Source organism: Streptomyces sp. NPDC058701 (assembly GCF_042715295.1).
Classification (GTDB): Bacteria; Actinomycetota; Actinomycetes; order Streptomycetales; family Streptomycetaceae; genus Streptomyces.
On sequence record NZ_JBHXSY010000018.1, the window covers coordinates 17,677 to 29,887 of the forward strand.

The 12,211-nt window shown below is 69.6% G+C and carries 15 protein-coding genes and 1 tRNA gene; 14 read left to right on the forward strand and 2 right to left on the reverse strand.

Annotated elements, in window-relative coordinates:
* Positions 1–77: 77 nt before the first annotated feature.
* From rpmG to ACFWW8_RS20430, 5 genes are all read left to right on the forward strand, one after another.
* Positions 78–242 (forward strand): 50S ribosomal protein L33, encoded by a 165-nt coding sequence (gene rpmG, locus ACFWW8_RS20410; protein WP_006604855.1) that lies wholly within the window; start codon positions 78–80, stop codon positions 240–242.
* A gap of 192 nt (positions 243–434) precedes the next feature.
* Positions 435–887 (forward strand): MaoC family dehydratase N-terminal domain-containing protein, encoded by a 453-nt coding sequence (locus ACFWW8_RS20415; RefSeq protein ID WP_386530379.1) that lies wholly within the window; start codon positions 435–437, stop codon positions 885–887.
* Between the two features lies 1 nt (position 888).
* Entirely contained in the window at positions 889–1,317 is a 429-nt protein-coding gene (locus ACFWW8_RS20420; protein ID WP_386530380.1) for a MaoC family dehydratase, read from the forward strand.
* Between the two features lie 318 nt (positions 1,318–1,635).
* Positions 1,636–2,769 carry a UDP-N-acetylmuramate dehydrogenase gene (locus tag ACFWW8_RS20425; protein ID WP_386530463.1) on the forward strand — a complete coding sequence of 378 codons (1,134 nt, stop codon included), beginning with the start codon at positions 1,636–1,638 and terminating at the stop codon, positions 2,767–2,769.
* Between the two features lie 16 nt (positions 2,770–2,785).
* On the forward strand, positions 2,786–3,202 hold the full coding sequence (locus ACFWW8_RS20430) for a hypothetical protein (protein ID WP_267724668.1): 417 nt from the start codon (positions 2,786–2,788) through the stop codon (positions 3,200–3,202).
* Here the strand turns inward: ACFWW8_RS20430 and ACFWW8_RS20435 are convergent.
* Together ACFWW8_RS20435 and ACFWW8_RS20440 are read right to left on the reverse strand one after the other, a co-directional pair.
* Positions 3,192–4,211, reverse strand: coding sequence for an adenosine deaminase (locus tag ACFWW8_RS20435; protein ID WP_267724670.1), 1,020 nt, complete (start codon positions 4,209–4,211; stop codon positions 3,192–3,194). The genes ACFWW8_RS20430 and ACFWW8_RS20435 overlap by 11 nt on opposite strands.
* Positions 4,212–4,570: 359 nt before the next feature.
* On the reverse strand, positions 4,571–5,797 hold the full coding sequence (locus tag ACFWW8_RS20440; protein WP_386530381.1) for a pyridoxal phosphate-dependent aminotransferase: 1,227 nt from the start codon (positions 5,795–5,797) through the stop codon (positions 4,571–4,573).
* A 194-nt stretch (positions 5,798–5,991) separates the two neighbouring features.
* Between ACFWW8_RS20440 and ACFWW8_RS20445 the strand changes: the two genes are divergently transcribed.
* From ACFWW8_RS20445 to rplL, 9 genes are all read left to right on the forward strand, one after another.
* A tRNA-Trp gene (locus ACFWW8_RS20445) sits at positions 5,992–6,064 on the forward strand.
* A gap of 106 nt (positions 6,065–6,170) precedes the next feature.
* Positions 6,171–6,452 carry a preprotein translocase subunit SecE gene (secE, locus tag ACFWW8_RS20450; RefSeq protein ID WP_030825982.1) on the forward strand — a complete coding sequence of 94 codons (282 nt, stop codon included), beginning with the start codon at positions 6,171–6,173 and terminating at the stop codon, positions 6,450–6,452.
* 84 nt (positions 6,453–6,536) lie between these two features.
* Entirely contained in the window at positions 6,537–7,472 is a 936-nt protein-coding gene (gene nusG / locus ACFWW8_RS20455) for a transcription termination/antitermination protein NusG (RefSeq protein WP_386530382.1), read from the forward strand.
* 194 nt (positions 7,473–7,666) lie between these two features.
* Complete coding sequence (rplK, locus tag ACFWW8_RS20460; protein ID WP_267724684.1) at positions 7,667–8,101, forward strand: 50S ribosomal protein L11; 435 nt, start codon at positions 7,667–7,669, stop codon at positions 8,099–8,101.
* 88 nt (positions 8,102–8,189) lie between these two features.
* Positions 8,190–8,918, forward strand: coding sequence for a 50S ribosomal protein L1 (gene rplA, locus ACFWW8_RS20465; RefSeq protein WP_266996557.1), 729 nt, complete (start codon positions 8,190–8,192; stop codon positions 8,916–8,918).
* Positions 8,919–9,100: 182 nt separating this feature from the next.
* Positions 9,101–9,964, forward strand: a complete 864-nt coding sequence (locus tag ACFWW8_RS20470; protein WP_386530383.1) for an LppX_LprAFG lipoprotein — start codon at positions 9,101–9,103, stop codon at positions 9,962–9,964.
* 49 nt (positions 9,965–10,013) lie between these two features.
* On the forward strand, positions 10,014–10,925 hold the full coding sequence (locus ACFWW8_RS20475) for a hypothetical protein (protein WP_386530384.1): 912 nt from the start codon (positions 10,014–10,016) through the stop codon (positions 10,923–10,925).
* A 250-nt stretch (positions 10,926–11,175) separates the two neighbouring features.
* The gene (rplJ, locus tag ACFWW8_RS20480; RefSeq protein ID WP_267724692.1) at positions 11,176–11,706 is read left to right on the forward strand and encodes a 50S ribosomal protein L10; all 531 of its coding nucleotides are present in this window, start codon (positions 11,176–11,178) and stop codon (positions 11,704–11,706) included.
* 110 nt (positions 11,707–11,816) lie between these two features.
* Entirely contained in the window at positions 11,817–12,200 is a 384-nt protein-coding gene (gene rplL, locus ACFWW8_RS20485; RefSeq protein WP_266626470.1) for a 50S ribosomal protein L7/L12, read from the forward strand.
* Positions 12,201–12,211 lie beyond the last annotated feature (11 nt).

A 12,211-nucleotide genomic window follows, 5' to 3' on the forward strand; every position in this document is an offset into this window, starting at 1 on the left:
CGATTGCGGGGTCGGTCTCCCGGTCGGCTACTCTTGTATGCGTTCATCCGTCCCAATTTCCGTCAAGGAGCACTCACGTGGCTGCCACCGACGTCCGCCCGAAGATCACGCTGGCCTGCGTGGAGTGCAAGGAGCGGAACTACATCACCAAGAAGAACCGGCGTAACGACCCGGACCGTCTTGAGATGAAGAAGCACTGCCCGCGTTGCAACTCGCACACCGCGCACCGCGAGACCCGCTGACCCCAGCGAAGTCTCGTTTAACAGGCACAGTCATGAGGTCGTCCCCTTTTTCAGGGGGCGGCCTCATGTCGTTTCCACGACCGGCCGCGACAGCCGCGTCGGCCGTGTCCGGGGAATCCGGATCGGCCCGCGTGTGCCTCCGCAGCCTTGTTTTGTGTTTTTCGTGATCCCTTCATCAGGAGGTAGTGAGTCATGGCTCTCGACCAGTCCTTCGTGGGCCGGAGCTACCCGCCCACCGATCCCTACGAGGTCGGCCGGGAGAAGATCCGCGAATTCGCGGTAGCGGTGGGTGACGAAAACCCCGTCTACACCGACCGTGAGGCCGCGAAGCAGTTCGGGTACCCCGACGTGATCGCTCCGCCGACCTTCGTGTTCGCCATCACCTTCGCGGCAGCCGGTCAGGTCGTCGACGACCCGCAGCTGGGGCTGGACTACAGCCGCGTGGTCCACGGGGACCAGAAGTTCGCCTACACCCGCCCGGTGCGTGCCGGCGACCGGCTCTCGGTGACCTCCACGATCGAGGCCGTGAAGTCGATGGCGGGCAACGACATCATCGACATCCGCGGCGAGGTCCACGACGAGTCCGGCGAGCACGTGGTGACGGCTTGGACGAAGCTCGTCTCCCGCGCCCCCCAGGAGGCCTGACATGGCTGCGCAGATCAAGTACGCCGACGTCGAGGTCGGCACCGAGCTCCCCGCGGGGTCCTTCCCCGTGACGCGCGCCACGCTGGTGCGGTACGCCGGCGCCTCGGGGGACTTCAACCCGATCCACTGGAACGAGAAGTTCGCCACGGAGGTGGGACTGCCGGACGTGATCGCGCACGGCATGTTCACCATGGCCGAGGCGATCCGCGTGGTCACCGACTGGGTCGGCGACCCGGGCGCGGTCATCGAGTACGGGGTGCGCTTCACCAAGCCGGTCGTGGTCCCGAACGACGACCGGGGCGGCCTGATCGAGGTCACGGGCAAGGTGGCCGCCAAGCTGGACGACAACCGCGTCCGGGTCGACCTGACGGCCATGAGCGCCGGCCAGAAGGTCCTCGGCATGTCCCGCGCAGTGGTGGCGCTGAGCTGACACCCAGCTCGGGACCCGCCTCCGCCCGACCGCCCGCCGTACGGGAAGGCCGCGGGGGCTGACCCGGCCGGACCCCGTCCCCGCCGCCCGCCCGACTGAAGCCGCGCCCCGCCCGTTCCCCGCCGCCGCCCGCCCGGTCACGGCGGGGCGCGGCTGCCGGGGCGGAGGAACCCGCAGGGAGCCGCACCGCTCCGGCTCCCGCGCCGCCGCCGCGTCCATGAAGGAGTCGGCCTTCGCCTTCTGGACCGTACGGGCCTCCGAGCTCCCGGTCGCCCGGGCCGAGGCCGAGCGCCGCCTCGCCGAGCAGGCGGCGGAGCGCTGAGCCGCCACCCGACCACGGGTCCCGGTCCGTGGCCCCGCAGGGATGCGAGGGGCACGGACCGTACTCTTGTCCCCGTGCAGGAACTCCACGACGCCCCCCTCGCCCCGCTGACCACCTTCCGCCTCGGTGGTCCCGCCGCCCGCCTGATCACCGCGACCACCGACGCCGAGGTCGTCGCCGCCGTCCGCGCCGCGGACGAGAGCGGCACCCCGCTCCTGGTCATCGGCGGCGGCAGCAACCTGGTCATCGGCGACCGCGGCTTCGACGGCACGGCCCTGCGCATCGCCACCACCGGCTTCGCCCTCGACGGCACCACCCTGGAGCTCGCCGCGGGCGAGAACTGGAGCGACGCCGTCGCCCGCACCGTCGCGGCCGGTCTCGCCGGGATCGAGTGCCTCGCCGGGATCCCCGGCTCCGCGGGCGCCACCCCGATCCAGAACGTCGGTGCGTACGGGCAGGAAGTCCGCGACACGATCACCGAGGTCGTCGCCTACGACCGCACCCGCGGCGAGACGGTCACGCTGACCGCCGCCGAGTGCGCGTTCTCGTACCGCGACAGCACCTTCAAGCACCAGCCCGGGCGGTACGTCGTCCTGCGCGTCCGCTTCGCCCTGGAGGACGCCGGCGGCCTCTCCGCGCCGATCAAGTACCCCGAAACCGCCCGCGCCCTCGGCGTCGAGGCCGGCGACCGGGTCCCCGCCGCCGCCGCCCGCGAGACCGTACTGCGCCTGCGGGCCGGCAAGGGCATGGTCCTCGACCCCGCCGACCACGACACCTGGTCGGCCGGCTCCTTCTTCCACAACCCCGTCCTGACCGACGAGGCCTACGCCGCCTTCCTCGCCCGCGTCCAGGACCGCCTCGGCCCCGACACCGCCCCGCCCGCCTACCCCGCGGGCGACGGCCGTACGAAGACCAGCGCCGCCTGGCTCATCGACAAGGCCGGCTTCACCAAGGGCTACGGCACGGGCCCCGCGCGCATCTCCACCAAGCACACCCTCGCTCTCACCAACCGCGGCGAGGCCACCACCGAAGACCTCCTCACCCTGGCCCGCGAGGTCGTCGCGGGCGTCCACGCGGCCTTCGGCGTCACCCTCGTCAACGAGCCGGTGACGGTCGGCGTCAGCATCTGAGGAGCCGCGGCCGCCCATGCTCTGTCCCCTCCACGGGGCCGGTACGGACCCCACCCGCCTCGTGGGGCGCACGCTCAGCCGAGTCGTCGCGTCCTGGCACATCAGCGACGGCGAGCGCTCCGAGGCCCCCCTCGACGTCTGGCTGATCGACAGCGTCGGCGACTCCATCCGGATCACCACCGGATCCGACCAGTGCCTGATCGTCGAGTCCGCGGCGCCGCACGCGCCGTACGACATGGGGGAGTGGGGCCGCATCGAGGTCGGCGAGGACCTCGGCGACCACCCCTTCCTGCGCCACCTCGGCGAGACCGTCGCCTCGGTCGCCGAGTACGCCCTGCCCGAACAGGGCCGCACCCACCTGGAGATCGGCTTCCCGGACGGCGGCCGGGTGCGTGCCGACTGCTACGAGGGGGACCTGCGGCTCACCCGCTGAGCCACTGGTCGATCCCCGCCAGCAGCTTGGCCTGCACTTCCTCGGGCGCGGCCGAACCGCGCACCGACTGACGGGCCAGCTCGGCGAGCTCCGCGTCCGTGAAGGCGTGATGCGTACGGGCGATCTCGTACTGGGCCGCCAGCCGGGACCCGAACAGCAGCGGGTCGTCCGCGCCCAGCGCCATCGGGACGCCCGCCTCGAAGAGCGTCCGCAGCGGGACGTCCTCGTGCCGCTCGTACACCCCGAGGGCGACGTTCGAGGCCGGGCAGACCTCGCAGGTGATCTGCCGGTCGGCGAGGCGCTTGAGCAGCCGCGGGTCCTCGGCGGCCCGTACGCCGTGCCCGATGCGGGCCGCGTGCAGGTCGTCCAGGCAGTCGCGGACCGAAGCCGGGCCGGTGAGCTCGCCGCCGTGCGGGGCCGCGAGGAGGCCGCCCTCGCGGGCGATGGCGAAGGCCCGGTCGAAGTCGCGGGCCATGCCCCGGCGTTCGTCGTTGGAGAGCCCGAAGCCGACGACGCCGCGGTCGGCGTACCGGACGGCGAGACGGGCCAGGGTGCGGGCGTCCAGGGGGTGCTTCATCCGGTTCGCGGCGATGACCACCCGCATCCCCAGGCCGGTCTCGCGGGAGGCCGAGTCGACGGCGTCGAGGATGATCTCGACGGCCGGGATCATGCCGCCGAGCAGGGGGGCGTAGGAGGTGGGATCCACCTGGATCTCCAGCCAGCCGCTGCCGTCCCGTACGTCCTCCTCGGCCGCCTCGCGGACCAGGCGCCGGATGTCGTCGGGCTCGCGGAGGCAGGACCGGGCGGCGTCGTACAGCCGCTGGAAGCGGAACCAGCCGCGCTCGTCGGTGGCGCGCAGCTTGGGCGGCTCCCCGCCGGTCAGGGCGTCGGGGAGCCGGACCCCGTACTTGTCGGCGAGCTCCAGCAGGGTCGATGGTCGCATCGAGCCGGTGAAGTGCAGGTGGAGGTGGGCTTTCGGCAGAAGCGTGAGATCGCGTGCGTGCTCCATCTGGTGATCCTGCCGTACGCACGCGCTGAGCGGGAGGGCGTTTTACCCATCGGGGGCTTGCTCGAACGCGCGAACGGGCACGGAGGGGGAGTGGAGGCGGCGGCCGGTCCGCTGCGCGGGCCCCCCGGGCTCCGCCCCGGACCCGCGCCTCAAACGCCGGCGGGGCTCAAGATCGGGGCTCCGCCCCGGAGCCCCGCGCCTCAAACGCCGGCGGGGCTGGAGGGGGGCTCGCCGCGGATCCCGCGGCGCGGACGCCCGCGGGGGTGGACGTGGGACGGCCCGGACGGCTGTGCCGGGAAGGACGAGTGGCGGCCGCCCTCGGGGGGTGACCGCCACTCGGGGGTGTGCCGTGGGCCGGTCTAGGCCTTGGCCTCCGCCAGGAGCTTCTGGATCCGGGACACGCCCTCCACCAGGTCCTCGTCGCCCAGGGCGTACGAGAGGCGCAGGTAACCGGGGGTGCCGAAGGCCTCGCCCGGGACGACCGCGACCTCGGCCTCGTCCAGGATCAGGGCGGCCAGCTCGACGGAGGTCTGCGGGCGCTTGCCGCGGATCTCCTTGCCGAGGACGTCCTTCACGGACGGGTACACGTAGAACGCGCCCTCGGGGGTCGGGCAGAGGACGCCGTCGATCTCGTTCAGCATCCGCACCATCGTCTGGCGGCGGCGGTCGAAGGCGGTGCGCATCTCGTGCACCGCGTCCAGGCTGCCGGAGACGGCGGCGAGCGCCGCGACCTGGGCCACGTTGGAGACGTTGGAGGTGGCGTGCGACTGCAGGTTGGTCGCGGCCTTGACGACGTCCTTCGGGCCGATGATCCAGCCCACCCGCCAGCCGGTCATCGCGTACGTCTTGGCGACGCCGTTGACGATGATGCACTTGTCGGCCAGCTCGGGGACGATCGCCGGCAGGGAGACGAACTTCGCGTCGCCGTAGACCAGGTGCTCGTAGATCTCGTCGGTCAGGACCCACAGGCCCTTGTCCGCGGCCCAGCGGCCGATCGCCTCGGCATCGGCCTCGCTGTAGACGGCGCCCGTCGGGTTGGACGGGGAGACGAAGAGGACCACCTTGGTGCGCTCGGTGCGCGCGGCCTCCAGCTGCTCGACGGACACCCGGTAACCGGTGGTCTCGTCGGCCACGACCTCGACCGGGACACCGCCGGCGAGACGGATGGACTCCGGGTAGGTGGTCCAGTACGGAGCCGGGACGATGACCTCGTCACCCGGGTCCAGGATGGCCGCGAAGGCCTCGTAGATCGCCTGCTTGCCGCCGTTGGTCACCAGGACCTGCGACGCGTCCACCTGGTAACCGGAATCGCGCAGCGTCTTCGCGGCGATCGCGGCCTTCAGCTCGGGAAGACCGCCGGCCGGCGTGTAGCGGTGGTACTTGGGGTTGCGGCAGGCCTCGACGGCGGCCTCGACGATGTAGTCCGGCGTCGGGAAGTCGGGCTCGCCGGCGCCGAAGCCGATCACCGGTCGCCCGGCGGCCTTGAGGGCCTTGGCCTTGGCGTCCACGGCGAGGGTGGCGGACTCGGAAATGGCGCCGATACGGGCGGACACCCGGCGCTCGGAGGAAGGCGTTGCAGAGGTCATGCGGCCAATCGTCCCAGACCGCCGAGAACGGCCGCACACCGTTTCAGTCACCGGACCGCACGGATGTCAGGGAGGGTTCTGTTCGACGTCAGGGCCCGGTTCACGTACACTCACCTGTCGTTGGACCTCGCCAGCCGCTCCAGAGCGTGAGCACTCCGTGCACTCGCCCGGATGCGGTAGGTTGGGGAACGCAAAGGGTCGTAGCTCAATTGGTAGAGCACTGGTCTCCAAAACCAGCGGTTGGGGGTTCGAGTCCCTCCGGCCCTGCTCCACACTCCATTTAGAGGATGTGTGTGCGCAGGTACGTACTTCTGCAACGCCGTGCGGCGCAACCGGGCGCGGTACGGCCACGACCCGGATTCAGGTGAGAGACGTGACGGACGCCCTGGGCTCCATCGACATGCCTGACGCCGAGGACGAGACGCGCGAGAAGAAGGCCCGCAAGGGCGGTAAGCGCGGCAAGAAGGGCCCCCTGGGTCGTCTCGCGCTGTTCTACCGCCAGATCGTCGCGGAACTCCGCAAGGTTGTATGGCCCACTCGCAACCAGCTCACGACGTACACCACCGTGGTGATTGTCTTCGTGGTCATCATGATCGGTCTGGTGACCGTGATTGACTATGGGTTCCAGGAAGCCATCAAGTTCGTCTTCGGCTGATCCCCGCGGAGGGCGGCGCCTTGATGGGTGCCGCCCGTTTTCGCATGTTCCACCACCTTTTGTATCCAGGAAGAAGCAGCCACCGTGTCTGACCCGAACCTGAACGCGAGCGACGAGTCCGTCGAGTCCGTCGAGTCCGTTGAGGACCAGCTCGACATCGTCGAGGCTGCCGACGCCGTGGACCCCGACGAGGCCGAGCTCGCGGACGCCGAGGCGGGTGTCGCCGCCGAAGAGGCCGCGCTGCACGTCGAGGCCGAGGGCGAGGCTGACGCCGAGGTCGAGGACGACGCCGAGGTCGCAGAGGCCGACGACGACGTGGCTGCCGACGAAGTCGAGGACGCGGTCGAGGCCGACGCCGACGAGGAGGCCGAAGAGGCCGCCCCGGTCGAGCCGGCCGAGCCCGTCGACCCCGTCCAGGCCCTCCGCGAGGAGCTGCGCCTCCTGCCCGGCGAGTGGTACGTGATCCACACCTACGCCGGCTACGAGAAGCGCGTGAAGGCCAACCTGGAGCAGCGCGCCGTCTCGCTGAACGTCGAGGAGTTCATCTACCAGGCCGAGGTGCCCGAGGAAGAGATCGTCCAGATCAAGAACGGCGAGCGCAAGAACGTCCGGCAGAACAAGCTGCCCGGTTACGTTCTCGTCCGCATGGATCTGACGAACGAGTCCTGGGGCGTCGTCCGCAACACGCCTGGTGTCACCGGCTTCGTCGGCAACGCGTACGACCCGTACCCGCTGACGCTGGACGAGATCCTCAAGATGCTCGCCCCCGAGGCGCAGGAGAAGGCCGCCAAGGCCGCCGCGGAAGAGGCCGGCCTGCCGGCGCCCTCCGTCAAGCGGACCATCGAGGTCCTGGACTTCGAGGTCGGCGACTCGGTCACCGTCACCGACGGCCCGTTCGCGACGCTGCAGGCGACCATCAACGAGATCAACCCGGACTCGAAGAAGGTCAAGGGTCTCGTCGAGATCTTCGGCCGCGAGACCCCGGTCGAGCTCAGCTTCGACCAGATCCAGAAGAACTGACCCGCGCTGATCCACTTCGCGTGAGTGACGGCTTCTGAGCCACAGCTTCCGGACAGGTCAGATCGCCCCTCAAGGGCGGTCTGACCTGCTCGGTTTTTAGCCCCGCGCCGATACCCGTTATCGTGGTGCGGTATGCCTCCGTCCGGATGACCGGATGTGCGGCTGAAAACTCTCACTAGGACCCGGAGAGAGCAATGCCTCCCAAGAAGAAGAAGGTCACGGGGCTTATCAAGCTCCAGATCAAGGCCGGCGCGGCCAACCCGGCTCCGCCGGTCGGCCCCGCGCTCGGTCAGCACGGCGTCAACATCATGGAGTTCTGCAAGGCCTACAACGCCGCGACCGAGTCGCAGCGCGGCATGGTCGTGCCGGTGGAGATCACGGTCTACGACGACCGCTCCTTCACCTTCATCACCAAGACTCCGCCGGCCGCGCGCCTCATCCTGAAGAGCGCGGGCGTGGAGAAGGGCTCCGGCGAGCCGCACAAGACCAAGGTCGCGAAGCTGACGCGCGCCCAGGTCCGCGAGATCGCCGAGCTCAAGATGCCGGACCTGAACGCCAACGACATCGACGCCGCGGAGAAGATCATCTCCGGTACCGCGCGTTCGATGGGCATCACGGTCGAAGGCTGATTCAGCCACCCCCCAGCACCACCAGTGGTAGGACCAAGCGCTGGTCCGCACCACGACTCCACGCCTGAATCACAACACAGGAGCAGAAGTGAAGCGCAGCAAGACTCTCCGCGCTGCGGACGCCAAGATCGACCGGGAGAAGCAGTACGCCCCGCTCGAGGCCGTCCGTCTCGCCAAGGAGACCTCCGCGACCAAGTTCGACAGCACCGTCGAGGTCGCCTTCCGCCTGGGTGTCGACCCGCGCAAGGCCGACCAGATGGTGCGTGGCACCGTGAACCTCCCGCACGGCACCGGCAAGACCGCCCGGGTCCTGGTCTTCGCGACCGGTGACCGTGCTGCGGCCGCGGAAGCCGCCGGCGCCGACATCGTCGGCGACGACGAGCTGATCAACGAGATCGCCAAGGGCAACCGCCTCAACGAGTTCGACGCCGTTGTCGCCACCCCGGACCTCATGGGCAAGGTCGGCCGCCTCGGCCGCGTGCTCGGTCCCCGTGGCCTCATGCCGAACCCGAAGACCGGCACCGTCACCATGGACGTCGCGAAGGCTGTCACCGAGATCAAGGGTGGCAAGATCGAGTTCCGCGTCGACAAGCACTCGAACCTGCACTTCATCATCGGCAAGGTCTCCTTCTCCGATGAGCAGCTGGTCGAGAACTACGGCGCGGCCCTGGACGAGATCCTGCGTCTGAAGCCGTCCGCCGCGAAGGGCCGCTACATCAAGAAGGCCGCCCTGAGCACCACGATGGGCCCCGGCATCCAGCTGGACTCCAACCGCACCCGGAACCTCCTCGTCGAGGAAGACCCGGCCGCGGTCTGAGCCTGACCGGCTCCCTGCACGACTGAGCGGGCCCCCCACCACCCTTCACGGGCGGCGGGGGGCCCGTTTTCCGTGTTCCGCGCCACAGAGCGGGCACCAGGCCCGTAATGGCCGCGCGTTCGCTCGCGACAGAAACGTAAAGTCGAGACCAAATGACGATCACACAAGGGGTGGGGACCTCCATGTCTGCATACCGCAGGAAGACCTTCGGCGCCGCGCTGGCCGCCGTACTGCTCGTGGGCGGGGCCACGGCGTGCCAGGACGGGAAGGACGCGAAGAAGGACGGCGCCGCCCCGGCGCCGTCCCAGGCCGCGGGGACGCCGGTCGCGGTCACCCCGGCCGCGTTCCTGGAGAAGACGAAGAAGAAGTCCGCGGAGATCACCTCGCTGCGGTACACCATGGCCGGCACCGCGGCGGGCGCCACGATCTCCGGCGAGGTCGCCATGCGCCTCAAGCCCGACGTCGCGATGTCCATGACGATGGCCTCGCCCGAGAGGCCCGGGCAGAACGTCGGCATGCGCCTGCTCGACGGCGCCCTCTACCTGGGCAACGAGGGCAAGTGGATGAAGTTCGACATGAAGACGATGGCCCCGGACCAGGCCAAGAAGCTGGACGCCCTCGGCGGCGGCCGGCAGGGCGAGAACCCGGGCGACAAGGCGAACGACCTGAGCCTGTCCAAGGACCTGAAGACCGTCGGCGAGGAGACCGTCGACGGCCAGAAGACCACGCACCTGACGGGCACGGTCGGGCTGGACCAGCTGAGGGACCCGAGCGCCGCGACCACGCCCGAGGCCAAGGCCCGCCAGGAGAAGAACCTGAAGATGCTGGAAGCCCAGGGCATCAAGGAACTGACGATGGACATCTGGATCGACGAGGCCGACCAGACCAAGCAGGTGCGCACCCGCGGCCAGGGCACCGCGGGCCCGATGGACGTCACCATCAAGTTCCTCGACGTGAACAAGCCCGTCGAGATCACCGCGCCGCCGGCCGACCAGGTCGTGGACCTGGCGGAAGAGACGAAGAACGACGCGGACGGCACCGCCTGAGTGCCCTCGACGGCACCGCGGTACCAGTTCCGATGACGGGGGAGAACGCATGAACAAGGCTGTACGGATCCTGACCCGGGCCGGCACGGCAACGGCGGTCGCCGCGCTGCTCGCGGCGGGGCTCACCGCCTGTGGGGGCGCCGACGGGGCCGCCGGGAAGCAGGACGGGGCGAAGGCGGCCGAGGTCAAGGAAGCCACCCCCGCCGACGTCGTGAAGCTCTCGTACCAGAAGACGGTGGTCGCCCGGTTCGCCGCGGTGGACATGACCGTCACCGGGAGCGACGGCAAGACGAACCAGGTCGTCGGGGCGAAGGGCTGGTACCCGAACATCACCGGCATCGCCGTCAAGGGCGGGGCCCCGGGCACCGCGGGCCACCAGGTCATGATGGACGGCGTCGTCTACACCCACTCGGACAAGCCCGTGCAGGGCAAGTCCTGGATGAAGATGAACCTGGCCAAGGACGGGGCGCCCGTGCCCCGGCTCAACGACGACCCGGCCGAGTACCTCGCGCTCCTCCTCGGGCAGGAGAAGGTCACGCGCGTCGGCACGGAACAGACCGACGGCGTCGACACCGAGCACTACCGGGCCGCCCTCACCCACGCCGACCTGCTCCGGGCCGACGGGTCCACCAAGGTCATGGAGGAGGCGAACCGGCGCTACCTCCACGAGGCGGTGAAGGACGTCAAGAGCCTCGACATCGACCTGTGGATCGGCAAGGACGGGCATCCCGTCCGCGTCGACACGGTGCGGACCGTGGGGGACGGTACGGCGAAGACCACGGCGAAGTTCTCGGGGTACGGCACGACCGCGCCGGTCGTCGCACCGCCCGCCGACCAGGTGGCCGACTTCGACGACGTCATGGAGGGCATCGACAAGAGCCGCGAGGAGACCGAACGCACCCTGGACGAGGCGGACCGGAAGCTGAAGGACGCCGGCCTGGGCGGCCTGAAGCGTTCCTGAGGCGATTTGCCTCGGCTGGGCCGTTTCACGTACGCTTCACGAGAAGCCAAAGACCGCTGGTCGTTGCCGTGCCCGCAAGGGTTTCGGTGGCCGAAGGATCCGTTGAATGCGGACGTCCTGCGCAGGTGTTCGTGGAGAAGCTCCCGGAGCAATTCGGTCGAGCTTACGCCCCGTGCGCTTGCGCCGGGGCGTTTCGTTTGTTCAGCCCCTTCTGAGCGGTCCTCATCACCCGGAAGGAGGCCGACGCTCTATGGCAAGGCCCGACAAGGCTGCCGCGGTAGCCGAGCTCACGGACCAGTTCCAGAGCTCGAACGCCGCCGTGCTGACCGAGTACCGGGGTCTCACCGTGGCGCAGCTCAAGACGCTGCGTCGTTCGCTCGGTGAGAACGCCCAGTACGCCGTGGTGAAGAACACGCTGACCAAGATTGCGGCCAACCAGGCCGGGATCACCGCGCTGGACGAGCACTTCGCTGGTCCGACCGCGGTCGCCTTCATCACCGGTGACCCGGTGGAGTCGGCGAAGAGCCTGCGTGACTTCGCCAAGGAGAACCCGAACCTCATCATCAAGGGCGGTGTCCTTGACGGTAAGGCGCTGACCGCCGATGAGATCAAGAAGCTCGCGGACCTCGAGTCCCGCGAGGTTCTGCTCAGCAAGCTGGCCGGCGCGTTCAAGGGCAAGCAGTCTCAGGCTGCCTCGCTCTTCCAGGCGCTGCCGTCGAAGTTCGTCCGCACCGCGGAAGCGCTTCGCGTCAAGCTCGCCGAGCAGGGCGGTGCCGAGTAATTCGGCTCGCGCACTGATCCACGCCGCCTAGTGCGTGGGTCGTAGCGGGCCGTTACGCCCGCCTCTCTATACATCCGGCACCTGCCGAAATAGTGGAAGGATCGCCCATCATGGCGAAGCTCTCTCAGGACGACCTCCTCGCCCAGTTCGAGGAGATGACCCTCATCGAGCTCTCCGAGTTCGTGAAGGCCTTCGAGGAGAAGTTCGACGTCACCGCCGCCGCGGCCGTCGCCGTTGCCGCCCCGGGTCAGGGTGGCGCTGCCCCCGAGGCCGCCGAGGAGCAGGACGAGTTCGACGTCATCCTCACCGGTGCCGGCGACAAGAAGATCCAGGTCATCAAGGTCGTGCGCGAGCTGACCTCCCTGGGCCTCAAGGAGGCCAAGGACCTCGTGGACGGCGCCCCGAAGCCCGTTCTCGAGAAGGTCGCCAAGGAGGCCGCTGACAAGGCCGCCGAGTCCCTCAAGGCTGCCGGCGCGGCTGTCGAGGTCAAGTAGCACCTCTGGGG